At 60.6% G+C, this 26,613-nt stretch carries 26 protein-coding genes, 2 pseudogenes and 1 riboswitch; of the genes and pseudogenes, 8 read left to right on the top strand and 20 right to left on the bottom strand.

The features are described 5' to 3' along the window. Nucleotides 1-83: 83 nt before the first annotated feature. Nucleotides 84-1,447, bottom strand: a pseudogene (locus F0169_RS11170) (DNA recombination protein RmuC). A gap of 175 nt (nt 1,448-1,622) precedes the next feature. Beyond that, nucleotides 1,623-1,946, bottom strand: coding sequence for an SEL1-like repeat protein (locus F0169_RS11165; protein ID WP_058415072.1), 324 nt, complete (start codon nt 1,944-1,946; stop codon nt 1,623-1,625). A gap of 462 nt (nt 1,947-2,408) precedes the next feature. Here F0169_RS11165 and F0169_RS11160 point away from each other — a divergent pair, with 462 nt between their 5' ends. The 3 genes from F0169_RS11160 to F0169_RS11145 all read left to right on the top strand — a co-directional run bounded on the left by F0169_RS11160 (nt 2,409) and on the right by F0169_RS11145 (nt 5,258). Then, on the top strand, nt 2,409-2,714 hold the full coding sequence (locus F0169_RS11160; protein WP_152746552.1) for a hypothetical protein: 306 nt from the start codon (nt 2,409-2,411) through the stop codon (nt 2,712-2,714). A 442-nt stretch (nt 2,715-3,156) separates the two neighbouring features. Continuing rightward, nucleotides 3,157-3,378 (top strand): hypothetical protein, encoded by a 222-nt coding sequence (locus F0169_RS11150; protein ID WP_024076751.1) that lies wholly within the window; start codon nt 3,157-3,159, stop codon nt 3,376-3,378. 590 nt (nt 3,379-3,968) lie between these two features. Then, nucleotides 3,969-5,258, top strand: coding sequence for an OmpP1/FadL family transporter (locus F0169_RS11145; protein WP_058415074.1), 1,290 nt, complete (start codon nt 3,969-3,971; stop codon nt 5,256-5,258). Nucleotides 5,259-5,321: 63 nt separating this feature from the next. On the opposite strand, the gene F0169_RS11140 is transcribed toward F0169_RS11145, so the two are convergent. The 13 genes from F0169_RS11140 to cobO form a co-directional block, all read right to left on the bottom strand. Beyond that, nucleotides 5,322-5,870 carry a glutathione peroxidase gene (locus tag F0169_RS11140; protein WP_099240456.1) on the bottom strand — a complete coding sequence of 183 codons (549 nt, stop codon included), beginning with the start codon at nt 5,868-5,870 and terminating at the stop codon, nt 5,322-5,324. Nucleotides 5,871-6,020: 150 nt separating this feature from the next. Further along, complete coding sequence (locus F0169_RS11135) at nt 6,021-7,226, bottom strand: MFS transporter (RefSeq protein WP_058415076.1); 1,206 nt, start codon at nt 7,224-7,226, stop codon at nt 6,021-6,023. 54 nt (nt 7,227-7,280) lie between these two features. Then, on the bottom strand, nt 7,281-7,685 hold the full coding sequence (locus F0169_RS11130) for a MarR family winged helix-turn-helix transcriptional regulator (protein ID WP_058415077.1): 405 nt from the start codon (nt 7,683-7,685) through the stop codon (nt 7,281-7,283). A gap of 42 nt (nt 7,686-7,727) precedes the next feature. Then, nucleotides 7,728-8,456 carry an adenosylcobinamide-GDP ribazoletransferase gene (locus F0169_RS11125; protein WP_152746551.1) on the bottom strand — a complete coding sequence of 243 codons (729 nt, stop codon included), beginning with the start codon at nt 8,454-8,456 and terminating at the stop codon, nt 7,728-7,730. 2 nt (nt 8,457-8,458) lie between these two features. Beyond that, nucleotides 8,459-9,034: an alpha-ribazole phosphatase family protein gene (gene cobC, locus F0169_RS11120; RefSeq protein ID WP_152746550.1), complete on the bottom strand. Its 576-nt coding sequence runs from the start codon at nt 9,032-9,034 to the stop codon at nt 8,459-8,461. Next, nucleotides 9,031-10,086: a nicotinate-nucleotide--dimethylbenzimidazole phosphoribosyltransferase gene (gene cobT / locus F0169_RS11115; RefSeq protein ID WP_152746549.1), complete on the bottom strand. Its 1,056-nt coding sequence runs from the start codon at nt 10,084-10,086 to the stop codon at nt 9,031-9,033. The genes cobC and cobT overlap by 4 nt, the downstream gene beginning before the upstream one ends. Continuing rightward, entirely contained in the window at nt 10,083-10,604 is a 522-nt protein-coding gene (gene cobU, locus F0169_RS11110) for a bifunctional adenosylcobinamide kinase/adenosylcobinamide-phosphate guanylyltransferase (protein ID WP_152746548.1), read from the bottom strand. The genes cobT and cobU overlap by 4 nt, the downstream gene beginning before the upstream one ends. Before the next feature lie 154 nt (nt 10,605-10,758). Then, the gene (locus F0169_RS11100) at nt 10,759-12,210 is read right to left on the bottom strand and encodes a cobyric acid synthase (protein WP_152746546.1); all 1,452 of its coding nucleotides are present in this window, start codon (nt 12,208-12,210) and stop codon (nt 10,759-10,761) included. After that, nucleotides 12,207-13,196 (bottom strand): threonine-phosphate decarboxylase CobD, encoded by a 990-nt coding sequence (gene cobD, locus F0169_RS11095; RefSeq protein ID WP_152746545.1) that lies wholly within the window; start codon nt 13,194-13,196, stop codon nt 12,207-12,209. Before cobD ends, F0169_RS11100 begins: the two co-directional genes overlap by 4 nt. Continuing rightward, nucleotides 13,189-14,097 (bottom strand): adenosylcobinamide-phosphate synthase CbiB, encoded by a 909-nt coding sequence (gene cbiB, locus F0169_RS11090; RefSeq protein ID WP_152746544.1) that lies wholly within the window; start codon nt 14,095-14,097, stop codon nt 13,189-13,191. Before cbiB ends, cobD begins: the two co-directional genes overlap by 8 nt. Then, nucleotides 14,094-14,744 carry a 5,6-dimethylbenzimidazole synthase gene (gene bluB / locus F0169_RS11085; protein ID WP_152746543.1) on the bottom strand — a complete coding sequence of 217 codons (651 nt, stop codon included), beginning with the start codon at nt 14,742-14,744 and terminating at the stop codon, nt 14,094-14,096. Before bluB ends, cbiB begins: the two co-directional genes overlap by 4 nt. Beyond that, nucleotides 14,741-16,186, bottom strand: coding sequence for a cobyrinic acid a,c-diamide synthase CobB (locus F0169_RS11080; RefSeq protein ID WP_152746542.1), 1,446 nt, complete (start codon nt 16,184-16,186; stop codon nt 14,741-14,743). The genes bluB and F0169_RS11080 overlap by 4 nt, the downstream gene beginning before the upstream one ends. After that, nucleotides 16,183-16,794 carry a cob(I)yrinic acid a,c-diamide adenosyltransferase gene (cobO, locus tag F0169_RS11075; protein WP_058412161.1) on the bottom strand — a complete coding sequence of 204 codons (612 nt, stop codon included), beginning with the start codon at nt 16,792-16,794 and terminating at the stop codon, nt 16,183-16,185. The genes F0169_RS11080 and cobO overlap by 4 nt, the downstream gene beginning before the upstream one ends. 78 nt (nt 16,795-16,872) lie before the next feature. Then, nucleotides 16,873-17,129: riboswitch (cobalamin riboswitch) on the bottom strand. 99 nt (nt 17,130-17,228) lie between these two features. Between cobO and F0169_RS11070 the strand changes: the two are divergent. Beyond that, nucleotides 17,229-18,541 (top strand): annotated as a pseudogene (locus F0169_RS11070) (PQQ-dependent sugar dehydrogenase). Nucleotides 18,542-18,616: 75 nt separating this feature from the next. Here F0169_RS11070 and F0169_RS11065 read toward each other — a convergent pair. From F0169_RS11065 to F0169_RS11045, 5 genes are all read right to left on the bottom strand, one after another. After that, on the bottom strand, nt 18,617-19,156 hold the full coding sequence (locus tag F0169_RS11065) for a C40 family peptidase (RefSeq protein ID WP_152746541.1): 540 nt from the start codon (nt 19,154-19,156) through the stop codon (nt 18,617-18,619). A 144-nt stretch (nt 19,157-19,300) separates the two neighbouring features. After that, a complete protein-coding gene (locus F0169_RS11060) occupies nt 19,301-19,930 on the bottom strand; it encodes a C40 family peptidase (RefSeq protein WP_058412164.1) in 630 nt (209 codons plus the stop codon). A 213-nt stretch (nt 19,931-20,143) separates the two neighbouring features. Beyond that, nucleotides 20,144-20,848 (bottom strand): DnaA regulatory inactivator Hda, encoded by a 705-nt coding sequence (gene hda / locus F0169_RS11055; protein ID WP_032887783.1) that lies wholly within the window; start codon nt 20,846-20,848, stop codon nt 20,144-20,146. A gap of 202 nt (nt 20,849-21,050) precedes the next feature. Next, nucleotides 21,051-22,124 carry an AI-2E family transporter gene (locus tag F0169_RS11050; RefSeq protein WP_058412165.1) on the bottom strand — a complete coding sequence of 358 codons (1,074 nt, stop codon included), beginning with the start codon at nt 22,122-22,124 and terminating at the stop codon, nt 21,051-21,053. Nucleotides 22,125-22,181: 57 nt separating this feature from the next. Next, nucleotides 22,182-23,222, bottom strand: coding sequence for a DUF2066 domain-containing protein (locus tag F0169_RS11045; protein WP_152746540.1), 1,041 nt, complete (start codon nt 23,220-23,222; stop codon nt 22,182-22,184). 358 nt (nt 23,223-23,580) lie between these two features. Here F0169_RS11045 and purM point away from each other — a divergent pair, with 358 nt between their 5' ends. The 4 genes from purM (at nt 23,581) to F0169_RS11020 (ending at nt 26,594) form a co-directional block, all read left to right on the top strand. Then, nucleotides 23,581-24,639: a phosphoribosylformylglycinamidine cyclo-ligase gene (gene purM, locus F0169_RS11040; RefSeq protein WP_099240496.1), complete on the top strand. Its 1,059-nt coding sequence runs from the start codon at nt 23,581-23,583 to the stop codon at nt 24,637-24,639. Nucleotides 24,640-24,650: 11 nt separating this feature from the next. Next, on the top strand, nt 24,651-25,301 hold the full coding sequence (purN, locus tag F0169_RS11035; protein WP_122249788.1) for a phosphoribosylglycinamide formyltransferase: 651 nt from the start codon (nt 24,651-24,653) through the stop codon (nt 25,299-25,301). Nucleotides 25,302-25,309: 8 nt separating this feature from the next. Then, the gene (locus F0169_RS11030) at nt 25,310-26,023 is read left to right on the top strand and encodes a DUF3108 domain-containing protein (protein ID WP_152746539.1); all 714 of its coding nucleotides are present in this window, start codon (nt 25,310-25,312) and stop codon (nt 26,021-26,023) included. Between the two features lie 382 nt (nt 26,024-26,405). Continuing rightward, on the top strand, nt 26,406-26,594 hold the full coding sequence (locus F0169_RS11020; protein ID WP_152746537.1) for a hypothetical protein: 189 nt from the start codon (nt 26,406-26,408) through the stop codon (nt 26,592-26,594). Nucleotides 26,595-26,613: the final 19 nt, after the last annotated feature.

Raw genomic sequence — 26,613 nt, 5'->3', positions numbered from 1 at the left:
GGAGCGGGCTTTATGTGGGAGCGGGCTTGCTCGCGATGGCCTACGACCGGTGTGCCTGATGGTCCGAGGCGCCTGCATCGCGCCTACTCAGGCAGGTGCGCCACGCCATCGGCATCGGTCATCGCCCGTTCAAGCAAATCCGCCGGCAGGCTTTTACTCGCACGCGCACCCAGCAACCTTAATTGCTCGGTACGGCTGACAAGATTCCCGCGTCCGTCCGTGAGCTTATTGCGCGCCGCGCTGTAAGCCTTGTCCAGCTGTTGCAGCCGGTTACCTACTTCATCCAGGTCCTGGATAAACAGCACAAACTTGTCGTACAGCCAACCGGCGCGCTCGGCGATTTCGCGTGCGTTCTGGCTCTGGCGCTCCTGCTTCCACAGGCTGTCGATAACCCGCAGGGTGGCCAACAACGTGGTGGGGCTGACGATGACGATGTGGCGGTCGAACGCTTCCTGAAACAGGTTCGGCTCGGCCTGCAACGCGGCGGAGAACGCCGCCTCGATCGGCACAAACAATAGAACGAAATCCAGACTGTGCAGGCCTTCCAATCGCTTGTAATCCTTGCCGGCCAAGCCTTTGACGTGATTGCGCAAAGACAGCACATGTTGCTTCAGCGCCGCCTGGCCGATCACTTCGTCATCCGCCGACACGTATTGCTGGTAAGCCGTGAGGCTGACCTTGGAGTCGACCACCACCTGTTTGTCGCCCGGCAACATGATCAACACGTCGGGCTGGAAGCGTTCGCCGTCCGGGCCTTTTAGGCTGACTTGGGTTTGGTATTCGCGGCCCTTCTCCAGCCGGCATGTTCAAGCACCCGCTCAAGGATCAGCTCACCCCAGTTACCCTGGGTTTTCTGGCCCTTGAGGGCACGGGTGAGGTTAGTGGCTTCGTCCGACAGGCGCAGGTTCAATTGCTGCAGGCGCTCAAGCTCTTTGGCCAGCGAAAAGCGTTCGCGTGCTTCGTTCTGATAGCTTTCTTCAACGCGTTTTTCAAACGACTGGATGCGCTCTTTGAGCGGGTCGAGCAACTGGCCGAGGCGTTCCTGGCTGGTTTCGGCAAAACGCTGCTCGCGCTCATCAAAAATCTTCCCGGCCAGCTCGGCGAACTGCGCACGCAGTTCGTCCCGCGAGCCTTGCAGGTCGGCGAGGCGTTGTTGATGGCTGTCCTGTTGCTCGCGCAACTCGGCGCGCAACGCCGCCGACAGCGCGTCAAGGCGGCGCAGCTCGGTTTCCTTGGCGCTGCGGTCGAGGTTCCAGGCGTGGGCGGCGTCGCGGGCGTTATCGCGGTCGATCTGCAGCAGTTCGACCTCACGACGCACAGCCGCCAAGTCAGCTTGTTTGGCGGCGTTGGCGTGGCTCAAGTCACTGATTTCGTCGCGACTGGCGTCCAGTTGCGCGGCAAGCCCTTCCTGAGCCAATTGGGCTGTGGCCAAGCGCTCTTCAAGCAGTTCCCAGCCGGTCGAGCGCGCCGTCAGCCGCCGTTGAAGCTGCCAGCACACCGCCAATAAAGGCACTGCAGCCGCCGCCAGCCCCAAGGCAATGCTGGTCCAGTCAAAAACCATAGCCATGTCTGCCATCATCGAAAAACAGCAAGGTTAACCAAGCACGGGGCCTGAGGACAGCTCAGTCTTCGACCTGGCCCAGTTCGCGCTGGGCACGCCGGTCGCCGGCACGCGCGGCCAGGCGCAACAGGTCGTGGCCGATGCGGCGGTCGCGGGCATTGCCGCACTCGCGGCACATCAATTGGCCCAAGCGGCTTTGAGCGGCAACCACACCTTCACGGGCCGGCTGCTTGAGCAAGCGCCCGGCGAAGTGCTTGACGTTGGTGTTGTGCCCCAAGCGCGGGCTGTCGAGCAGCCACAAGGCTACTTTCAGGGAGAAACGCTTGGGTGCGGTAACAGTCTGAGGGGCGTCGGTAACAGAAGGTGGTACTGAGCGAAACTTCATAAAACACTGTTGGGCAAAACGGGAGGCGCGCCACTCTACTCTTTTTTTCGTATAGGTAAAGCTGAAAAAAAAACCTGCACGCCCGAGCTAGAGCAAGCGCTTGGGACAATCCACAGAAGCTGTGGATAACTCAGTGGACAACCCTGCTTTAATTCGCGCAAAGGCCCATGGAATGGGGGCCACAGTCAAACTGACGATTTTTTCACCAATAAAAAAAAGCGATATTTTTCATTGACTTAAATTTCCATTACAGGCAAATGGCGGCGCTTGATGCCGCTTGACCGAATGGTTAACTACTTCGCAATTAATGTGCACAAGCACCCACCCACCGGTTATATCGCCAGCATTTTTTGCATCAATACGTTAAAAAAATGTTACCGGTGTGCCCGATCAAGGGACTTTTCAAATCTGCCACGGCTCGCCACACTGCCGCATCAAAAAACTGACCGCTGTGTAGGACCGATGAAAGGAATTCTGTTGTTCGCCGCGTTGCTGCTGGCCATTTGCGCAACTTCACTCGGCATCAGTGCGGCACTGCCTTCCCCGGACGGCGCGCTGTTTGCCATCGCCATCCTGCTGTCGGCAACGTTCACGGCCGTGAGCCTGTGCATTGAATTGAGTGAGGGCAGGATCAACGACATGCGCGACGTGATGAAAGTGATCGAGACCGGCCGCTCCCTGCGCCTCACCCTCGCCGCCTACGCGCTGGGCTGTTCGCTGGCCGCCGCCGCCACCGTTTTGGTCTATCGCGGCCTGATAGGCGGCTAATCGACTTTTTTTGAATAACGCACTTCCCTTCCCTGTTTCAATCCGTTACTATCCGCGGCGTTAGTACCAAGCTGAAAGTCAATTCTGGTCGAACAAATCCCCTGAACAACACGGGATCGACCACCTCGATGGTTTCCAGGTATTTCTTGCGACGACACTGCCTTTGATCACGCAAAGGGTGTCGCGAAGTTTCAATACTCTGACAGAACCAGCCTGCAAATTGATCAGGATCTTCACCCCGGGCCCAGAACCTTTGCCCCTGTTGTGTTGCCTGCCCTCCTAAGTACCTACCTGCCAGCCCAAGCGCGCCTAACTTATTAGCGCTTCAACTGGCTGCTTTGTTCCAGTCGGGTTCTTCGTTTGATCAATAGTGATCAACGTCACTGGAACGTTTTAACGTTGCGCGGTTCTTAACCGTGTCATTTGTAGGAACACCCAGACTATGTCGACTATCCACACTCAGGATGCCATCCGCACCCTCACCAACGCTTTTGCTCCAATGAACTGCCTGATCATGGCCGCTCGCAAAGGCTGCTTCAGCTTCACCCTGGTCAACGAACACGGCATCGCTCGTCACAGCGAACGCCTGTACCCCGATCAATACTCCAGCGCAGAGCCGCTGCAGGCCGTGATCGAGCGTACCCGTCAGGCACTGGTTGCCTGATCGACCCGAGTCGCTGAAACACAAAAAACCCTGTTTAAAACACAGGGTTTTTTATTGCCTGAAATGTGCGGATGGCGATTCAACGGCTAAGTTCAAATAGATATAAACGCTATAACTAAATGAATAAGATGTTTTAAAAACAGCCTTTTACATCACGAATATGACACTACACTTCAACTCAAGCGGCTTGACCCGCTTGCGACGAGCCTGAGTCCGATTCACCGCTGCCAAGCCCTACTCTCAGGCATCGTCGCCCACTTTCAAGGATGAGGCCAGTATGGGCATTGCCGCCAACCGTAGCTCAATACCGCGCTCCCGCTGCCTGGCAACACCTTGCCCGTGGCACGTATCTGCAAAGAAATATTTCACCTTGAAGACCGGATGCGGGATTTCGCCCGCACCTGGCGAACCTGTGTTTTGCCCATGAAACCGGTCACGTGCTGATCATTCACCTCACAAAAAACCGCGAAGAACGGCGATTTTGGTCGGATTGTCCTACAAAACCGCTCTATCTCCTGCATTACAGCCTATAGCGCTAACTTAAATTTGTTGATACTTTCCGCAGCGGTGATCACCACGGAGTTCTAATAATGAAAAAAGTAATGCTCAAGACCACACTTAGCCTCGCCGTAACCATGGCATCCTCCCAACTGTTCGCAAGCGGCTTTGCCCTTAACGAACAAGACGTCGCCGGCATGGGTACGGGTTTCGCAGGCCGCTCCTCTTCTGCCGAAAACGCCAGCACTGTCTACGGTAACCCTGCCGGTATGGCTCGCCTCGAAGGCCAGCAAGTGACAGGTGGTGTCGCAGCCATTGATGCCTCGACCAACATCAAGGATGTCAGCGGCCGCTCCAGCGGTACGAACAAAGGCGATATGGTGCCTTTCACTGCCGTCCCTTTCGGTTTTTACACCAATAAACTCAACGATCAATGGGCTGTCGGTTTCGGCGTCTATGCGCCGTTCGGCTTGGTGACTGACTACGAAAGTGGCTTCCAGGGCAAAGCCTTTGGCAGCAAGAGCGAAGTGACAGTGATCACTTTCCAGCCAACCGTCAGCTACGCGTTCAACGACCGCGTTTCCGTGGGTTTTGGTCCGACCATCAACCGCATCGCCGGTACGCTTGAGTCTGATATAAACCTGCCAGTCGCCGGCACAGGCTCCAACAACATCAAGATCAAGGGTGATGACACCGCCGTCGGCTTCAACGCCGGCCTGCTGGTTCAAGCCACTGACACCACCCGCGTGGGCCTGACTTACCACTCCAAGGTGAAGTACAAGCTTGAAGGCCACACCGAAGTGACCAAGGGAACCAACGTTCCTGCGACGCTGCTGAACAATGGTCGCTATGACGCCTCGTTGAAAATCGACACGCCTGAGTCCTGGGACCTGTCGGTGACTCAAGACCTGAGCGACGCCTGGAAGCTTTACGCCGGTGCTACCTGGACGCGCTGGAGCCGCCTGAAAGACATCACCGTCAACAACGAAGGTGTATCGGCCGCAGCCGGTAGCGGTGTGTTGGCGCCGCAAATTGTCGGCACTATCAAAGAAGACCAGAACTGGCACGACACCTGGGCTTACGCGCTGGGCACGTCGTACCGCGTCACCAAGCAAGTGGTGCTGCGTACCGGCCTGACCTTCGACCAGTCGCCGACCAACAACACTGACCGCTCGCCGCGCATCCCTACCGGTGACCGCACCATCTTCAGTCTCGGCCTGGGCTACGACGTTATGCCGAACATGACCGTCGATGTGGCTTATTCCTACCTCAAGGAAGAGCCGGTCAAGGTGGCTCGCGCCAACGCACTGGGTCAGTCCTACAACGCCAAGTATGAAAACAGCGCCAACGGCTTCGGCCTGGGTGTGACGTACAAGTTCTGATTCAAGGCGTAAAAAAAGCCCCGCTCTCCTGCAAAGGAGGCGGGGCTTTTTAATCGGGGTTGATCAGGGCTTCGACGCCAGCGCCTGTTCTACCGCCTCGATCAAATCCGGGCTGTCCGGCTTGGTCAGGCTGGAAAAGTTAGCAATCACCTTGCCTTGGCGGTCGACCACGTACTTGTAGAAATTCCACTTCGGCGCCTCGGTCTGCTGCGCCAGTACCTTGAACAAATGCACGGCATCCGGCCCTTTGACCTTTTGCGGCTCGGTCATGGTGAACGTCACGCCGTAGTTGACGTAGCAAACCTTGGCAGTCTCTTCACCGGTTTTGGCTTCCTGCTTGAAGTCATCCGACGGCACGCCAATCACTTCGAGCCCTTGGCCCTTGTAGCGCTGATACAAACTTTCAAGGCCTTTGAACTGCGGCGCGAACCCACAGAAGCTGGCGGTATTGACGATCACCAGCGGTTTACCGGCAAAACGCTGGCACAGATCGATGGATTCCTTGGCCCGCAGTTTGGGCAATTGGCCCTCCAGCAACGGCGGGCAGTCGGCGGCCATGGCCACGCTGCCAACAGCCATCAGGACGGGTACAGCGAGCCAGCGCATCAGCATGTTGAAAGTCCTTGAGTCAGTTCAGACAAAGAACTTAACAGATCGACATACCCAGTTGCATCAACGCCAGGCCACCTTGCTGCCAGCCCCACCAGGCCAGCAACAATAAAACCAGCGAAGCAATGATAGCCAGCGCTCTTAACGGTACATTCATGCCGCCTCCATTTGCGCCAGGCGCGCCACCGGCCGCTCGCGCACCGGCCAGTTGAGCGCCGCTGCGAGCAGGCTCAAGAGAATCGCCACCTGCCAAATCAAATCGTAGTTGCCGGTTCGATCATAAACCACCCCGCCCAACCAGCCGCCGAGGAACGAACCGAGCTGGTGGAACAGGAACACAATCCCGCCGAGCATCGAGAGGTTTCGCACGCCAAACAAGGTGGCGACGGTGCCATTGGTCAGCGGCACGGTGGACAACCACAAAAAACCCATGGCCATGCCGAACAGGTAGGCGGTGATTTCGGTCACCGGCGCCCACAGAAACAGCCCGATCACCACTGCGCGTAATAAATACAAAGCGGTCAGCAGGCGCGGTTTGGACATGCGCCCACCCAGCCAACCGGCGGTGTAGGTGCCAAACACGTTAAACAGGCCGATCAAGGCGAGCACCGTGGTGCCCACGGTTGCCGGCAAATGCTGGTCGACCAGATACGCCGGCAAGTGCACGCCGATAAACACCACCTGAAAACCGCAGACGAAAAAGCCGAAGGCCAGCAGCCAGAACCCGGAATGGCTGCAGGCTTCCTTTAACGCTTCGCGCAATGTTTGCTGACCGACCATCACCGGCAGCGGTTTGTCCTTGAGCATCGCCACCAGCGGCAAGATCAACGCCACCATCAGGCCCAACGCGAGCAACGCGGCCGACCAGCCCAGCCAGCCAATCAGGCCCAACGTGCCCGGCACCATGGCGAACTGGCCGAACGACCCGGCGGCACTGGCGATGCCCATCGCCATGCTGCGTTTTTCCGGCGCCACGGCGCGGCCGACCACGCCCAGAATCACCGAGAACGACGTGCCGGACAGGCCAATGCCGATCAACAACCCCGCGCTTAACGACAACGACCACGCCGAATCGGACATGCCCATCAGCACCAGGCCTACGGCGTACAACACACCGCCGACGAACACCGCTTTGGTGGCGCCGAACCGGTCGGCCAAGGCCCCGGTAAACGGCTGTGCCAAGCCCCATATCAAGTTCTGCAGGGCAATAGCGAAGGCAAACGTTTCGCGCCCCCAGCCGAACTCGCCGCTCATCGGCGCCAGGAACAGGCCAAAGCCATGGCGCACGCCCAACGACAACGCCAGGATCAGCGCACTCCCCACAAGAACCCAGCCGCTGGTGCGCCACATCGAGGTCATTTCTTATTCTCCGCTCGCGGGTATATACCCGCTTGTAGTCGAACAAACCCGCGTTCAGGCGAGTTCGTCCAGCAAGGCCAACAGGGTCAGGCGCTTCTCGGCGCCTAACTGATCAATCAATTTCTGCTGCGCCGCTTCCCACGCGGGCAATGCAGCGGCAAGCCGTTCTTCACCCGCTTCGGTCAACAACACCAAGCGGTTGCGCAGGTCATCACCCTCCACCAACTGCACCAGGCCTTCGCCTTCCAGCACGCGCAGGTTACGCCCCAACGTGCTGCGATCCAGGCCCATGGCTTCGGCCAGGCTGGAAATACTCGGTTGGTCGAGGCGCTGCAAGTTACACAGCAAAGAATACTGGGCGACGTTGATTCCGAAGCCGTCGAGGGCGCCGTCGTAGTGCCTGCTGACGCCACGGGCGGCGCGTCGCAGGTTGGTGCATAAACATTGGGAGGCAAGCATAGAGCGTGTATATACCCGGAGTTATTGAAATGCAAGAAAGTGTTACAGAGCAAGCCCGACCAGCACGGCCACTTCCAGCAGCTCGAGCAAGGCCCCGGCCGTGTCGCCCGTGGTGCCGCCCAGCCGCTTGACCATCAGTTGACGCAGGCCGATAAAACACACTGCAGCGAGCAATACGGCAATGCCGCCACTGAAACCGCCGATCAGGATGCACGCCAGGCCGCTGAGGATCAGCACCTGTTGGCCGACGATTCTGGGTAAATGATCCGACAGTGACTGGCCCAATCCTCCTGCACGCACGTAACGCGTGGTCAGAAACAGCGCGAGCATCGAAGCGCGCCCGATCAGCGGCGCGAGGATTAACGCGGCGCCGTTATGCTGCTCGATCAACGCCACCAACGCGGTGAACTTGAGCAGCAATACCAACCCCAGGGTGACCACGGCAATCGGCCCGCTGCGTGGGTCTTTCATGATGCTCAGCGTGCGCTCGCGATCCCCAAAACCACCGAGCCAGGCGTCGGCGCTGTCCGCCAGGCCGTCCAGGTGCAGGCCGCCACTGAGCAGCACCCAGGCCGTCAACAGCAGTGCGGCGTGCAGCAACAGCGGCGCGCCCATCAGCGCGATGTTCAGGCCCCACAACAACAGCCCAAACAGCACGCCCACCAACGGATAAAACAACAGCGAGCGCCCTAGCGCCTGCGGCTGCGGCATGCCCGGCAAGCGAATCGGCAAGCTGCTGAGAAATTGCAGGGCAATCCAGAACGGCAGCATGCTCAGCGCCCTTCCTTGAGTACGCCACCTGCTGCCACGTGCAGACTGAACAGCGCCCCGTGGCTGACCTCGACATTGAGCAGTTGCTCGCGAGGCAAGCCGCGCGCTTGCGCCAACAGCAGGCGCATCACGCCGCCGTGGCTGATCAGCAACACACGCTCGCCGGCATACAACTGATGCAAGCGTGAGACAGCGCCCAGAACCCGCGCGGCAAAGTCGCTGACAGGCTCGCCCTCAGGCGGCGTGAAGCTGTAGGGATCGGCCCAGAACAGGCCCAGCCCTTCGGCATCGGTTTGCATCAGCGCCGCTGCGCTTTGCCCTTCCCAGGCGCCGAAGTGCAGTTCCTGCAAGGCTTTTTCGACGCTCACCGGCACGCTCAGCCGTGCGCCCAATTCCTCGGCGAAACGCGCACAACGCTGCAAGGGCGAACTGACGATTCGGTCCCACGGCCCCTGCGCCACAACGGCGTCGCGCATTTGCTGCCAACCCTTGGCGGTCAGTGCATCGTCGAGGCTGCCGCGCAGGCCGCCACCCAGTTCGGTTTCGCCATGGCGCAGCAGGTCCAGGTGCAAGCTCATGCCGGACGGTCTGCCACAGCCGCTTCGGCGAAGGTCGCCATCTGCCCGTGCAGGGCACACGCCAACCGCAACAATGGCACCGCCAGCGCCGCCCCGCTGCCCTCGCCCAAGCGCAGGCCGAGTTCGAGCAACGGTTGCGCGTCAAGGCTATGCAGCACATGCCGATGGCCTGGTTCGGCGCCACGATGGCCGAACACCAGCCACGCACGGCACGCAGGGTTCAAGCGCGTAGCCACCAGCGCGGCGACGCTGCAAATAAACCCGTCTACCAGCACCACAATGCCGGCTTGGGCGCAGGCCAGATACGCACCGGCCAGCGCCGCGATTTCGAAACCGCCAAGGTTGAACAGCGTCTGCAGCGCGTCGCCACGTTGCCCGGCGTGCATTGCCAGCGCGCGCTCGATCACAGCCACCTTGTGGCTGACACCCTCGGCATTCAAACCGGTGCCCGGGCCTGTGAGGTCGCGCACTTGGCAGTGCAACAGGGCACACGCCAACGCACTCGCGGCGGTGGTATTGCCGATGCCCATTTCGCCGCCGATAAACAGTTGAGCGCCACCTTGCAATGCCCGCTGCACACTGTCGCGACCGGCTTGCAACGCGAGCCGCCCTTGCGCCTCGGTCATCGCCGGGCCGTTGACGAAGTTGGCCGTGCCCGCGCCGATATTCAGGTGGCGTACACCCGGCAGACTCAGCGACGGCGTGACCGTGCCGAGGTCGACCACTTCCAGTTGTGCATCCAACTGCCGCGCCAACACGCTGATGGCCGCGCCACCGCTGACAAAGTTATGCAGCATCTGCCCGGTCACTTCCTGTGGGAATGCCGACACACCCTCCGCAACCACGCCATGGTCACCGGCAAAAATCGCGATCCACACCTGATCCACCGACGGTTTGACCTGGCCTTGCAGACCCGCCAATTGCACCGCCAGCGCTTCCAGTTGGCCGAGGGAACCGGCGGGCTTGGTCAGTTGTTGCTGACGCGCCAGCGCCTGTGCGTGCGCCTCGGCGTCGTTCGCCTTGCACGGGTTGAGCCACCAGGTGTCAGTCATAACGCAGTACCTTTCAAAGTCAGGGGCAGGCCGGCAACGGTCAGGACAACACGCTGACAACGCTCGGCCAAAGCTTGATGCAGCCAACCGGCTTCATCCACATAGCGGCGAGTCAATTCGCCCAGCGGCACGACACCCAAACCGGTCTCGTTGCTGACAAAAATGATTTCACCCGGCAGCGAGGCCAGGGTTTGCAGCAGTTGATCGCGCTCCAACGCCAGGCGCGCCGGGTCGTCGAGCATCAGCAAATTGGTCAGCCACAGGGTCAGGCAATCGACTAGCAGGCAGTGATCGGCAGCGGCGTTTTCACGCAGTACGCGGGCCAGTTCAATGGGCTCTTCGATCAACCCCCAAGCCTGCGGGCGACGCTGGCGATGCAGCGCGACGCGCTGATTCATTTCGCCGTCCAGCGGCTGGCTGGTGGCGATGTAAATGACCGGCAAGGCGCTGTCGCTCGCCAGTTTTTCCGCAAGGCGGCTCTTGCCGGAACGGGCACCGCCCAAAATCAGCTGAAGCATGCAATGACACCTGTGTACGGTTGACGCCGTTTAGTGTGGGAGCGGGCTTGCTCGCGATGGGCGTTAACGATTACGCGATTAACCTGAAGGGCTGCGGTGCCTGGGGGGTTTTCGCGAGCAAGCCCGCTCCCACAGTTGGAGTGCGTGTTCACTGTCAGATCCCGCAGAGTTTGCGCAGTAGGTCGGTGTCCAGGTGGTTTTCCACCAAGTCCGCCAAGCGTTCGATGTCGCGCTCGCGCAGGGCGTGGTAATCCACTTCTTGCGCGTCCTGCAAGCCGGCCCAGCGCAACAACGCGCTGCAGGCCGCCGGGGTCTCGAACACGCCATGCAGATACGTCCCGAGAACCTGCCCGTCGGCACTTTGTGCGCCGTCACTGCGGCCGTCATCCAGCAGCACTGCGGCCTGCGCGAGCGCGCTGCCTGTGGTCACCCCGGCGTGGATTTCGTAACCACTCACCTCGGCGTTTTCCAGCAGCAGGCGCCCACGCACATTGCGCAACTGCTTCTCTGCTTCCAGCGTGGTAGTAAATGCCAGCAGCTCAAGGCCGTGGCTGGAGCCTGCGGGACCTTCAAGGCCGAGCGGGTCATGCACCTGTTCACCGAGCATCTGTAAGCCGCCGCAAATCCCCAACAGCTTGCCGCCATAGCGCAAATGTCGCGCCACGGCGGTGTCCCAACCATTGGCGCGCAGGTAGGCCAAATCACTGCGCACACTTTTTGAGCCGGGCAAAATAATCAGGTCAGCCGGCGGAATCGGCTGGCCTGGCCCGACGAACTGCAAATCCACCTGAGGGTGCAGCCGCAGGGGGTCGAAATCGGTGTGGTTGCTGATGCGCGGCAATACCGGCACCACCACCTTGAGCACCTGCGCGGCCTTGTCGGTCTGGCGCCGGTCAATGCCGTCCTCGGCCTCCAGGTGCAGGTCCATCACGTAGGGCAACACGCCCACCACCGGCTTGCCGGTGCGCGCTTCCAACCAATCCAGGCCTGGCTGCAGCAGCGCGATGTCACCGCGAAAACGGTTGATGATGAAACCCTTGACCCGCGCCTGCTCAGTCGGCGACAGCAACTCCAGGGTGCCGACCAAATGCGCAAACACGCCGCCGCGATTAATGTCGGCGATCAGCAGCACCGGGCAATCCACTGCTTCGGCGAAGCCCATGTTGGCGATGTCATTGGCGCGCAGGTTGATCTCCGCAGGCGAGCCTGCGCCTTCCACCATCACCACCGGGTAAGCAGCGCTCAAGCGCGCGTGCGAGGCCAGCACCGCTTGCATCGCGATGGCTTTGTAGTCGTGATAGGCCACGGCGTTCATGCTGGTCACGGCGCGGCCATGGATGATCACTTGCGAGCCGGTGTCGCTGTTGGGTTTAAGCAGCACCGGGTTCATGTCAGTGTGCGGCGCCAGGTTGGCGGCCTGAGCCTGCACCGCCTGGGCGCGGCCGATCTCGCCGCCTTCAGCGGTCACGGCGCTGTTGAGCGCCATGTTCTGCGGCTTGAACGGCGCCACCGCCACGCCCTGGCGTACCAGCCAACGGCACAGCGCGGTCACCAGCGTACTTTTGCCGGCATCGGAGGTGGTGCCTTGCACCATCAACGTACTCATACCGCCGCCTTGTAGGCAGCCAACGCCTCATCCAGCCGCCGCCAATCGGCCTCGGTGTCGGGCAGGCCGAAACGCAGGCTGCTGTCGTGCACAAACAGGCGCAGCAAGATGCCGCGCTGGGCCATGAAGTCGTGCAGGCGTTCGGCGTGTGGCGTGATCAGCCACTGGAACAACGCGCAGCCGCCCTGAGGTTGAAAGCGGTGGCGCTCGAGCAGTTCAAACAAGCGCTGGCCCGCTTCGAGACAGCGATCACGCTGGCGCGCGTGCCCTGCCGTGTCGCGCAGGCAGACTTGCCCGAGCGCCCGCGTCGGCCCACTGACCGCCCAAGGCCCGAGCTGTTCAGCCAACAGTTTAAGCAGCTTGCGTTCGGCCAGCACAAAGCCCAGGCGCACGCCGGCCAGGCCGAAGAATTTGCCGAACGAGCGCAGCACAATCAGCCCGACTTGATGGGCCTGGCCCGCCAGGCTCAGGTGCGGAGTGATGTCCATAAAGGCTTCGTCGACCACCAGCCAACCGCCGCGCTGCGCCAAGCGTGAATGCCAGTCCAGCAGGCGTTGCGGGGCCAGGCTGAGGCCGGTCGGGTTGTTCGGATTGACCACCACCAGCACATCAAGGCTGTCGAGAAAATACTCGACTTCCTGCTCCTGCACTTCGCGCACCACGTAGCCTGCGCGGCGCCACGCTTCGGCGTGCTCGGCGTAACACGGCGACAGCACGCCAACCTTGCCGGTGCGGCGCAGACGCGGCAGCAACTGGATGGCCGCCTGCGAGCCCGCTACCGGCAACACATGCGCGGCACCGTAATACTCGCTGGCGGCCTGCTCCAGGCCGTCATCGGTTTCGGGCAAGCGCGCCCAGGCCCGCAGCGGAATCTCGGGAATCGGCCACGGCCACGGCGCCAGGCCGCTGGACAAGTCGAGCCAATCAGCCTCGGCAATCCCGTATTGCATCACTGCCTTGCGCAACCGACCACCGTGTTCAAGCATAAAAATGCGCCCCCGCACAGAGGATCAGCAGCCACAACCATACGCCGCGCTGCACCAGTTGCCAGCCGCGGTCGATGGAGTCCGCACTTGCCGGCGAGCCTTCGCCGAGTGGCGGGCGCTGGTGAAGTTCACCGTGATAAATCGCCGCGCCACCCAACTCGACGCCCAATGCGCCAGCGCCTGCCGCCATCACCGGTCCGGCGTTGGGGCTGTCCCATGTCGGGCCTTGGGTGCGCCAGCATTTAAGCGCCAGGCCGGTTTTGCCGAGTACGGCGTAGGTCAACGCGACCAGGCGTGCAGGAATATAATTGAGTACATCGTCAATCTTTGCCGCCGCCCAGCCGAAGCGCTCAAAGCGTTCATTGCGATAGCCCCACATGGCGTCGAGGGTGTTGCTCAGGCGGTAAAGCACCACGCCCGGCACACCGGCAAGCACAAACCAGAACAACGCAGCGAACACCGCGTCGCTGCCGTTTTCGAGTACCGATTCCGTCGCAGCACGCGCCACTTCGGTGCTGTCCAGCTCGCTGGTCTGGCGGCTGACCAAGTAACTCACGCGCTTGCGCGCTTCATCCAGGTCATCACTGCGCAGCGCCTGCGCCACCGGAATCACATGCTCGCCGAGGCTGCGCATGCCCAGCGCCAGGTACAACGCCAGAATCTCGAGCACCCAGCCGATATACGGCGCCCACGACAACGCGGTGGCCAGCAAGGTCAGCGGCACTACCGCGATAAACCACGCGGTCACGCCATGGCTGCGCCAGCCACGGCCACCGGTATTAAAACGTTGCTCGATGCGCCCGGCAAAATTGCCGAACGCCACCAGCGGGTGCCAGCGCCTGGGCTCGCCCAGCAGCGCATCCAACGCCACGGCAGCGACACACAGCAAGGCCACACTCATTGACTTACTCCCCACACATTCTCATACAACATGTCACTTAAAGGCCGCGGTTCGGTCCAGCCTTCTAGCTGCAACATCGGTGCCGGGTAGAACTCGGCTACCGGCCCCAAACACAACACCGCCAGGGGTTTTGCGCCGGGCGGCAAGCCCAGCAGGTCGGCCAGCGCTTGCGGTTCGAACAGCGACACCCAGCCCATCCCAAGGCCCTCAACACGCGCCGCCAGCCACAGGTTCTGGATCGCACAGGAGAGTGACGCCAGGTCCATTTCCGGCAAGGTGCGACGGCCAAAGATGTGGCGCTCGCGGTCATCCATCAGCGCCGCCACCAGCACTTCGGCGCAGTCGTGGATGCCTTCGACCTTGAGTTGCATGAACGCGTCGGAGCGCTCGCCGAGGGCTTCGGCGGTGCGGATGCGCTCTGCTTCCACCAGGTGTTGAATCTGCCCGCGCAGGTGGCGGTCGCTGATGCGGATGAACCGCCAAGGTTGCATCAGGCCGACACTGGGCGCCTGGTGCGCGGCCTGGAGCAAGCGGCGGAGCAGTTCGGGGGCGACGCTGCCGCCGATGAAGTGGCGCATGTCGCGGCGTTCGGCGATGGCACGGTACACGGCATCGCGTTCGGCTTGGGGGAAGGCGTTGTCGGTCATGGCCTCATCGGGAGCAAGCCCCCTCCCACAGTGGATGGCGGTTCAACCCGGTCAATTGTGGGAGCGGGCTTGCTCCCTGCCACAGTGGATGGCAGTTCAACCCGGTCAATTGTGGGAGGGGGCTTGCTCCCGATGGCGGTTTGGCGGTCAGGCGCAAACAATGCAGCCACAGCGCTCGGGTTGGACGGGAAATAAAAGTGCACGTAGGAAGCCGTCAGCCGCCCCTGCCGGTACACCGCCTCGGCGCCGCGCCCGCCATTCGGGCTCAGGCCACGGGCGATCGGCTGCCACTCGGTGCTGGTCAGGGAATGGTGATAGGTGTGGCCACGCAACGTGCCTTCCGGCAAATCCACACTTTGCAGGGCCAGCGCCGCGAGTTTCTTTTGCATCACCGCATCGCCTTGCAGCAGGCCGACCAGTTCGGCACGTTTACCATCGACGTCCGTGAGCGAATCGAGCAAATACAACATGCCGCCGCATTCAGCGAGCAACGGTTTGCCGGCCGCGTGGTGACGGCGAATGGCGTCAAGCATCGAGGTATTTTCCGACAATGCCTGGTGGTGCAGTTCCGGATAACCACCGGGTAAATAGAGACTGTCGACGTCAGGCAATGCGCGATCATGAATCGGCGAAAAGAAGTGCAACTCAGCGCCCATCGCCCGCAACAAATCCAGGCTGGCGCCGTAGGTGAAGGCGAAGGCTTCGTCGCGGGCCACGGCGATGCGCACGCCCGTCAACAACGGTTCGGCCTCGACCACTTCAGGCGCGGCAAACGTCACCGGCGGCGGTACCGCGACTTCACAACTGCTGCCCAGCGCCTGCGCGGCGGCGTCCAGGCGCACGTCGAGGTCATTCAATTCGCTGGCTTGCACCAGCCCCAAATGGCGGCTGGGCAACTCAATTCCGGTTTCACGCGACAACGCGCCGTACCAGCGCAGGCCTTCGGTGAGGCTGCCTTCGAGCAGTTGCGCATGGCGCAGGGTGCCGACGCGGTTGGCCAGCACGCCCGCGAACGGCAGGTCTGGCTGATAACGCGCCAGGCCCAGGGCCAGGGCGCCGAAGGTTTGGGCCATGGCAGTGCCGTCAATCACACCGAGCACCGGCACGCCGAAGTGGCGCGCCAGGTCAGCACTGGAAGGCGTGCCGTCGAACAGGCCCATCACGCCCTCGATCAGAATCAAATCGGCCTCGCCCGCCGCTTCCCACAGCAAGCGCCGACTTTCCTGTTCGCCCACCATCCACATGTCCAATTGATACACGGGTGCACCGCTGGCGCGCTCGTGAATCATCGGGTCGAGAAAGTCAGGCCCGCATTTGAACACGCGAACCTTGCGCCCCAAGTTGCGGTGCAAGCGCGCCAGAGCAGCGGTGACGGTGGTTTTGCCCTGGCCGGACGCCGGTGCGGCGATCAACACGGCCGGGCAATGACGGGGCTGATTCAAAGTTCGACGCCCTTCTGTGCCTTGATACCGGCCTGAAACGCGTGCTTGAGCATGCCCATTTCGGTGACGGTATCGCCCAGTTCGATCATTTCAGGCTTGGCGCCACGGCCAGTGACCACCACGTGCTGCATTGGCGGACGCGCTTGCAGGTCGCTGAGCACGCGGTCCAGGTCGAGATAGCCGTGTTTGAGGGCGATGTTCAGCTCATCCAGCACCACCAGGCCGATGCTCGGGTCTTGCAGCATCTCGCGGGAAACCGCCCAGGCGGCTTCGGCGGCGACGATGTCGCGCTGGCGGTCTTGGGTTTCCCAGGTAAAGCCTTCGCCCATCACGTGAAAACGCACCTGCTCGGGGAAGCGACGGAAGAACATCTCCTCGCCGGTACTGAAGCGCCCTTTAATGAACTGCACCACGCCGCATTGCATGCCGTGGCCCATCGCCCTGGCGAGCATGCCAAAGGCCGAGCTGCTCTTGCCCTTGCCGTTGCCGGTCAATACCAGCAGCAACCCGCACTCGTTGGGGGAATTGGCGATGCGCTCGTCGATCACGGCTTTTTTGCGCAGCATGCGCGCCAGGTGGCGTTCGTCGCGGTCGGGGGAATCGGTCATGGCAGCGCTCCGTTGGGGCTGGACAAAAACGGCGGGCAGGAAAAATAAACACAGACAGCCAAGCATCGCCCACCGTGATGCTGTTGGATGATCCAGGCCGGTCTCCGGGCTCATGAGTGGCGCGTTTGCTCTTATAGAGACAGAACAGGCCGACGGCGCGCCTTCCCATATCGCGCACGATACAGTGGCAAAAAGCACCGCTTTGACTCATTTACCGTTGCGGGGGCAGCGCCGGAATCGCGGCAGCACTGTGTACAAGTGCGCTCACTCACCGGCTTCCCTGTTTCACTCTGTCGGCACACGGGCCACAGAGCACCTGGAACACGCGGCGAAGGTTAGTGGGTTGGGGGTGGAGCGTCAATTAAAGCTGGCGTTGCACTTGAACCATCGCACCGCCGCACTCCTCTACCCTTACAGGTATTCAGGAGAAAACCATGCAAAAAACAAGACTCGCCTTACTGATCATGGTCGCAGGCACCCTCGCCGCCTGCGGAGAAAGCTCAACCCTGCAGGTCTCGGACGGCACCGGGCCTTCGCCCACACTGCCTGCGCCGAACAAAACGCTGATCCCCACCGTGAACATCGCCCCCGCCATCGGCTGGCCGGACGGCGTTAAGCCAACTGCGGCGGCGGGTACTCAGGTGGCGGCATTTGCCGAAGGCCTGGACCACCCGCGCTGGCTGTATGTGTTACCCAACGGTGATGTGCTGGTAGCGGAAACCAATGCGCCGCCCAAGCCGGATGATTCCAAGGGTATTCGCGGCTGGGTCATGGAGAAGGTCATGGGTCGCGCGGGCGCCGGCGTGCCGAGCCCGAACCGCATCACGCTGCTGCGCGATGCTGACCACGACGGCGTCGCTGAGACCCGCACGGTGTTCCTGCAGAACCTCAACTCACCCTTCGGCATGACCCTGGTCGGCAACGACTTGTATGTGGCCGACGCGGACAAGCTGCTGCGCTTCCCGTATCAGCCGGGCGAAACCGCAATTACAGCAGCCGGCGCCAAAGTCGTCGACTTGCCCGGCGGCAGCATCAACCACCACTGGACAAAAAACGTGGTGGCCAGCAAAGACGGGAGCAAGCTGTACGTGAGCGTCGGCTCCAACAGCAACGTCGGCGAGAACGGCATGGAGGCCGAGCAAGGCCGGGCAGCGATCTGGGAAGTCGACCGCGCCAGCGGCCAGCACCGCATTTTCGCCTTTGGCCTGCGCAACCCCAACGGCATGGCGTGGGAACCGCAAAGCGGCAAGCTGTGGACAGCCGTGAATGAGCGCGATGAAATCGGCAGCGACCTGGTGCCGGACTACATCACGTCGGTGAAGGATGGCGCGTTCTATGGCTGGCCGTTCAGTTACTACGGGCAACATGTAGATGTGCGGGTAAACCCGCAAGACCTCAACATGGTCGCCAAAGCGATCGCCCCGGACTACGCAGTAGGCCCGCACACCGCTTCGTTAGGCCTGACCTTTGCCGAGGGCAGCAAACTACCAGCGCAGTTCAGCAACGGCGCGTTTATCGGCCAGCATGGTTCGTGGAACCGCAAGCCGCACAGTGGCTACAAGGTGATCTTCGTGCCGTTCGAAGCTGGCCAACCCAAAGGGCAGCCGGTGGATGTGCTGACCGGGTTCCTCGACAAAGACGAGAAAGCCATGGGCGGCCGGTGGGTGTGGTGATCGATCAGCAGGGGGACTTGCTGGTGGCGGATGACGTGGGCAACAAAGTGTGGCGAGTGTCGGCGACCAAATAGCCCGCCTCAAGCGTCCTGCAAAACTGACGGTGGGAGGGGCAAGCCCCTCCCACATTTGAATCTGTGCTATAGCATCTAGGGATTGCGCGCCAGACTAGCAGGCAGCACGCGCTTGGCGCCCAGGTAGGCATTCTGCCAATAGGCCTTGGCCAAGGTGTCAAGTTTCACCGTGCCGCCGGTTTGCGGGGCGTGCACAAAGCGGCCCTCGCCTACGTAGATGGCTGCATGGCTGACCTGCGAGCCGCCACCGGTGGCGAAGAACAGTAAATCACCGGCCTGCAGGTTTTGTTCACTGACGTCTTGAGCGCGCATTACGATCAATTCACGGGTGGTACGCGGCAAGGAGATGCCCGCTGCGTCACGGTAGACGAAGCCGATCAGGCCACTGCAATCAAACCCCGCGTCCGGTGTGTTGCCGCCCCAGCGATAAGGCGTGCCAACCAGGCCCAGCGCACGAAAGAGCACGTCTTCGGCAGCCGGCAAAAAATTCTGCGTGGCGTAGTTGAACACCGGCTTGGGCTTGACGGCGACAGGCGCAGGCGGCGGTGGGCGGCTTGCGCAGGCGCTCAAGAGCGCGGCACAAACAAGCAGGATGAGACGGGCCGAGGTCGACATGTGCAAAACAATCCTGGTCTGGATGCGGCTTTCGCTGCCGAACGCTGAAAACCAGAACGCGCAAGCAAAGCTCGCGCGAACGGATTACAACAATGTCCAGGGATTCTAGCGCTTACACGTCAAACTTCAAGTATCACTTTAACTTTACTTACTAGCGGTAACCGCCGCTGGGGCCATGGCGAGTGCGCGCTTGGCCTCAATGAAGGTTTTGCTCCAGTAGCTGTCACCCAGGCTGTCGATGCGAACACCGCCACTGCGACGGCTGCTGGAGTGGATAAACTGGTTATCGCCCAAGTAGATAGCGGCGTGGCTGACACGACCACGGCCCGCGGTACTAAAGAAAAGCAGATCACCGCGCTTGAGGTTGTTTCGTGCGACCAACGGTGCATTAACGTTGATCATTTCGCGCGTCGAGCGTGGCAGGTTCAGGCCCGCTTCTTCACGGAACAGGTAGCCGATAAAACCACTGCAGTCGAAACCGGCTTCAGAGGTGCCGCCGAAACGGTAACGGGTACCGATCAGGGACATGCCGCGTTCGAGGATGCTGTCGGCCAGAACCGGGAGCTGGTAAGGCTTGCTGCCGGCGAAATCGGCCAGCTCACGTTCAGTCGAGACTTCTTCGTCATAAACGGTAGAAGACTGGGCAGCGACAAATTTTGCTTGGGAATACTGCTGGGTTTTTTGCTGCTCAGCCACCTGTTGAGGGTGGGAGGCGCAACCAAACAACAGGGTAACCAGTGCGAGAGGCACGAGGGGTGCGAAGCGATTTAGCATGGGCACAACCGTGGCTGATGTGTAAAGAAGCCGAGACTATGCCCACTATCACATCGATTTGCAAATTCAATCGTGATCTATGTGACTTCTGGTTTCGACTATGACATCTAAGCCCTTAACACCCTTTACACACTTTTTGTGTGGCCAAACCGGCCCAAACGCAGCGTTTGTGGCGCCTGGGATTTGCCGAAAGCCCTTAAATAGAAGGGCCGGCTACCAGCCGAGGGTTTCCTTGAGGAACGGAATGGTGAGCTTGCGTTGAGCCTGTAAAGAGGCTTGATCGAGCTGTTCGAGCAAATCGAACAGTGCGCTCATGCTGCGGGTGCCACGTGTGAGGATAAAGTGCCCGACTTCGTCTGTGAGGTGCAGGCCGCGACGCGATGCGCGAAGTTGCAGGGCACGCAGTTTGTCTTCGTCGGACAAGGGGCGCATCTGGAAGATCAGCGCCAGGGTCAGCCGCGATTTGAGGTCCGCAAGCTTCACCGGCAACTCTCGCGGTGAAGTCGAGGCCGCGATCAACAAGCGCCGGCCACTGTCACGCAGGCGGTTGAACAGATGGAACAGCGCTTCTTCCCAGTCGGCCTTGCCGGCGATTGCCTGCAGATCGTCCAGGCAAACCAGCTCGTATTGCTCAAGGTTGTCGAAGATGCCGATGCCACGGTCCATCAATTCGGCCAACGGCAGGTAAACCGCCGGCTCACCCATTTGCTCAAAGCGCAAGCACGCGGCCTGCAACAGGTGGGTGCGCCCCACGCCATGCTTGCCCCACAGATAGATCAGGCTTTCAGTCCACCCGGCGTCGGCTTCGCATAGTCGCTCAACATAGCCGAGTGCAGCGGCATTGGCGCCTGGGTAGTAATTGATAAAGGTGGCGTCGTCACGCAGACGCACACCCAAGGGCAGCTGAATCGGTTTCATGCTGACTGAACGGCGCTAAACGAACCGTTAGTGGCCTCTGTGTGAAGTTTGCAAAGTTTATACCCGTGACGCCGGGCGCACAATGCAGCAGACCACAAGCAAAATCAAAGGTTTGCGTTAACTTGAGGGTTTTGCGCAGATTATTTGACACGCCGCTCCAGAAACAACAAACCCGGCCTGAGCCGGGTGTGTGATGCCGCGATTACAGATCGGGGTCTTCGACGCCCGTGTACACATCCGAATCTTTGTACAGATCGTGCACGTGGCGCACCAGCACCATGATCACCGCCGCTACCGGCAGCGCGAGCAGGATGCCGGTAAAACCAAACAGCTCACCGCCCGCCAGGATCGCGAAAATCACCGCAACCGGGTGCAGGCCAATTCGGTCGCCCACCAGCAATGGCGTCAGCACCATGCCTTCCAGGGCCTGGCCGACCATGAACACCGCAACAATCCCCAGCATCGGGTAAAGGTCGCCGCCAAACTGGAACAGCCCCGCCACCAGCGCTGCGCCGATACCGATCACAAAGCCCATGTACGGCACGATGGCAGCCAGGCCTGCGATCAAACCGATCAACAGCCCCAGCTCCAGACCAATCGCCATCAACCCCGCGGCGTAGATGATGCCGAGCGCGAGCATCACCAGCAGTTGGCCGCGCACGAATGCGCCGAGTACTTCATGGCATTCACCGGCCAGCGAGACCACTTGCTCTTCACGGTCGCGCGGCAACAGGCTGCGGATCTTGGCCATCATGATGTCCCAGTCACGCAGCAAGTAGAACGCCACCACCGGGATCAATACCAGGTTGGTCAGCCAGCCGATCAACGCCAAGCTGGAGGCCGTGGCCTGGCTGAGCACCACACCGACAATATCGGTGGTCTGGCCCATGTGTTCACTGATCGCTGCCTTGACCTTGTCGAACTTCCAGAAGCCATCCGCCAGCCCCAGTTTGGACTGCGCCCACGGCATTGCCGTGTGCTGCAGCCAGTCGAGCATTTGCGGCGCCAGCTCGTACAGGCGAAACAGTTGCTTGGCGAGCATCGGCACCAGCACCAACACCAGTGCGGTGATGATCAACGTGAACAAGGCAAATACCGTCACCACACCCCAGGTGCGTGACATGCCGAGTTTTTCCAGGCGATCCACCACGGGATCGAACAGATAAGCGAGCAGCAACGCAACCAGGAACGGCGTGAGTATCGAATGCAGCAAAAATACAAACCCGCACAGCAGGACAATCCCGCCAAGCCACACCCAACGACGCATATCCGCCATACACCACTCCACCTGTTTATTTACTTGCAGCTTCTATATAGGAAGAAAGCTGAACATTTACCAACGAAAACGCAGTTGTGCCTGAGGTTCAGGGGCGGCGGCAGGTTGTGCGCCTTCCGCCACCGGCGGTTGGGCTGACGCCTCACCTGCGGGCACCTCCTGCAACCTGGACAGGCTCAACTGAGTACGCAACTGATCGGCGCTGCCGTTGACGCGATACACAATGCGATCGCCATCGACCCACTGCGGCTGGCCACCAAAAGGTTCGAGCACATGACTCAGGGCGGCGTAGCGCTCCAGGTTCATGCCCTGCACTTCCAATAATTGTTCGGTACTCACGCCCGGTTTGACGGCAAAACGTGGCGCGAGCTTTTCGCTGACCGCGAGCAACACGGCATCGGCCACGGCAGCGGTGTCGGCGCCTTGCGCGGTGCCCTGTTCACTCTTGTCGCCCAGCCACAAACGCCATTTGGCCTGCCATTGGTTGCCTTCCTGGCGCGCATGCACCGCGAGCAACGCGTCTGCACCGTAGCGCTCGGAGGCTGCGCGCAGCGGTGCTGCGTCGGCACTTTCAAGGTTCGGGGCGGTGGCGACTACCTGTTCGTCAAGATCACCCAGCGGCAGGCGCAGCGGCAAACCACGGTGTTGCGCGGCGCGGCGCAACGCGCCGGCAACTGCCTGGCCATCACCGACCAGGCTGCTGCCTTCGGTGGAGTCGTTAAGCCACCAGCCGAGAATCGACGGGCGATTACTGCCCCAGATCGACAGGCCCGCTTCACGCAGGGCGCGATCGGTGCTCACGGGGTCGAAATCCACTTGCAGGCTTTCCGGCGGGCCGGCGTCGTAGCCGTATTGGCTGATGATTTGCTGCGGCTCTTTACGAATCGCCGCCAGGCCCGGACCGTCGGCGGCCTTGGCGTCGCCAGTGAGGCGAATCACCAGGGTTTGCACGGCGCGCTGGGTGGCTTGGTCGCGCTCTTGCGGCGATTGGCTGGTGACCGGTTCAAGCACTTGATAAAGGCCATTGAGGGTTTCGGCGTGACTCGCCAGGCTGACCAACGACAAGCAGCCTACAAAGAAGAATTGACACAGACGCATGGAAGATTCCCGAACGACAAATTTAGCGGCTGGAACAGACCGCGTGAACTCGGTTTGGCAAGGCTGTGACCACAGCAACCGGTAAAACATTCACAGGGTCGCGGCAAGTTTTAGCACCGTCATAACGATAGCGTGTTAAAGGCTATACCTTAATACGCACCAAAGCAGACCCGATCAGGATTTTTTTAACCCGCACTTTTTTAAGCGATATGGCCCTGCCCGTCGGCGCGAGGATGGTCGCTGCCCCTCAAGCCTGATAAAATCGCGCGCCTTCGCAGACCGTCAACGGCTGGGCCTTTTACAAAAAGCGCCTGCCCGCCCGGTCGTAACCCAGAAATCCCCCCTAAAGGCCTGGATCATGAGCAAGCAACCCTCCCTGAGCTACAAGGACGCCGGTGTAGACATCGACGCCGGTGAAGCATTGGTCGAACGCATCAAGAGCGTCGCCAAGCGCACTGCGCGCCCCGAAGTCATGGGCGGCCTGGGCGGTTTTGGCGCCCTCTGCGAAATCCCGGCCGGCTACAAACAGCCTGTATTGGTCTCCGGCACCGACGGTGTGGGCACCAAGCTGCGCCTGGCACTGAACCTGAACAAGCACGACAGCATCGGCATCGACCTGGTAGCCATGTGCGTTAACGACTTGGTGGTGTGCGGCGCAGAGCCGCTGTTCTTCCTCGACTACTACGCCACCGGCAAGCTCAATGTCGAAACCGCGACCCAGGTAGTGACCGGCATCGGTGCTGGCTGCGAGCTGTCGGGCTGCTCATTGGTCGGCGGCGAAACCGCTGAAATGCCAGGCATGTACGAAGGCGAAGACTACGACCTGGCTGGCTTCTGCGTCGGCGTGGTGGAAAAATCCGAAATCATCGACGGCTCCAAAGTCGCTGCCGGTGACGCCCTGCTCGCTTTGCCATCGTCCGGCCCGCACTCCAACGGTTACTCGCTGATCCGCAAGATCATCGAAGTGTCCGGCGCCGACATCGAAACCATTCAGCTCGACGGCAAGCCTCTGACCGACTTGTTGATGGCCCCGACGCGTATCTACGTCAAGCCATTGCTCAAGTTGATCAAGGACACTGGCGCGGTTAAAGCCATGGCCCACATCACCGGCGGTGGCCTGCTCGACAACATCCCGCGCGTGCTGCCAAAAGGCGCCCAGGCGATTGTCGACGTGGCGAGCTGGCAGCGCCCGGCAGTCTTCGACTGGCTGCAAGCGCAAGGCAACGTCAACGAAACCGAAATGCACCGCGTGCTGAACTGCGGCGTGGGCATGGTCATCTGCGTGGCCCAGGAACACGTTGAAACCGCGCTGAACGTACTGCGTGAAGCCGGCGAACAGCCATGGGTGATTGGCCAGATCGCAACTGCACCGGAAGGCGCGGCTCAGGTTGAACTGAAAAACCTTAAGGCACACTGATGCCAGAGCAGATGCCTGCACGCTGTGATGTGGTGGTGCTGCTGTCCGGCACCGGCAGTAACTTGCAGGCGCTGATCGACAGCACGCGCATCGGCGACAGCCCGGTGCGCATCGCTGCGGTGATTTCCAACCGCAGCGACGCCTACGGCTTGCAACGCGCGAGGGACGCGGGTATCGAAACCCGCTCGCTTGACCACAAGGCGTTCGACGGCCGCGAGGCTTTCGACGGCGCCCTGGTCGAACTGATCGACACCTTCAACCCCAAACTCGTGGTACTGGCAGGCTTCATGCGCATCCTCAGCGCTGCTTTCGTGCGGCACTACGAAGGGCGCCTGCTGAATATCCACCCTTCCCTGCTGCCCAAGTACAAAGGCATGCACACGCATCAGCGCGCGCTCGATGCGGGTGACAGCGAGCATGGCTGCAGCGTGCACTTTGTGACCGAGGAACTCGATGGCGGGCCTCTGGTCGTACAGGCAGTGGTTCCGGTAGAGTCACAAGATTCAGCGCAGACACTTGCGCAACGGGTTCATACCCAGGAACACAAGATTTACCCACTGGCTGTTCGCTGGTTTGCCGAAGGACGATTGATTCTCGGCGAACAGGGTGCATTATTGGACGGTCAGTTACTCGCGGCCAGCGGCCACTTGATTCGAACCTAGGAGATTTTATGCGTCGCGCCTTGCTCTTCGCTTTTGCGCTGTTCGCCTTGCCTGCCGTGCAAGCAGCAGACCTTCACCCTTTCTCCGCCAGCTACACGGCCGACTGGAAGCAGTTGCCCATGAGTGGTTCGGCCGAACGCAGCCTGACCAAGAATGACAACGGCTCCTGGACCTTGAATTTCAAGGCTTCCATGATGATCGCCAGCCTCACCGAAACCAGCGTCATCCGTTTCGACAAAGATACCTTGCAGCCGGTGAGCTATAGCTTCGAACGCGGTGGCCTGGGCAAGTCGAAGAAGATCAACCTGGACTTCGACCCGGCGGCCAATAAAGTCACCGGCTTTGAAAACAAAGACCCGGTCAACGTCGCCCTGCAAAGCGGCATGCTCGACAAGTCGACCTACCAGTTGGCGCTGCAGCGTGACGTGGCTGCGGGCAAGAAGAGCATGAGCTACAACGTGGTTGTAGGGACAGACGTAGACACTTACGACTTCCGTGTAATCGGCCCCGAAAAGGTCCAAACCAAAGCCGGCACCATCGACGCTATCAAGGTTGAGCGTGTGCGTGACCCGACTCAAAGCAAGCGCATCACCCAGATGTGGTTTGCCAAGGATTGGGGCGGCATTCTGGTTGCCCTGCGCCAGGTGGAAACAGACGGTAAGGAATACAACATCATGCTGCTGGACGGCACCGTTGACGGCAAGGCTGTCAAAGGTAACTGATGCACTGATGCGTGAAAGGGCCTCGCTGAATGCGGGGCTTTTTTTCGCCTGCACTAAAGTGCGACCTGAGTGGCTGGAGCAAAACGCTTTTTTGTGGGAGCGGGCTTGCTCGCGATGCAGGCACCTCGAAGCATCAGAGTCACCGGATTGATGCCATCGCGAGCAAGCCCGCTCCCACACTTGAGCGCCTTCAACATGAAACTTTTGTCATATAAGCCAAGCACCTGCGACGCAATGTCGCGATTTATGCGGCCTGTAGGATTGTTGCGTTTTTTGCAATGAATAGTTGCGCGTAAAACCAGTTTACTTAGCAAGCTAACAAAACATATAACAAAGGCCTGCGACGACTTGCCGCAGATCAACCAGAGATTGGAGCAAGCAGATGACTGTAAAAGTAACTGAACGCGACGATGCACATATGTCCCACGAAGCCTTGGGCCATGGGATTCACATCTGGGATGTACATCAACAAGACCTGCTGGTCGGCATGTTTCACAACGAGAGCGACGCTCATAATTATAAAAACGAGCTGGAAACCCTCGAAATGAAACGCCAGGAACAAAACGCCTGAAACCTGAAATCCCGCAGCC

This window comes from Pseudomonas kitaguniensis (genome assembly GCF_009296165.1).
Taxonomy (GTDB): domain Bacteria; phylum Pseudomonadota; class Gammaproteobacteria; order Pseudomonadales; family Pseudomonadaceae; genus Aquipseudomonas; species Aquipseudomonas kitaguniensis.
Note: the sequence above shows the minus strand (reverse complement) of the source record. Positions and strands in the feature narration are given on the sequence as shown.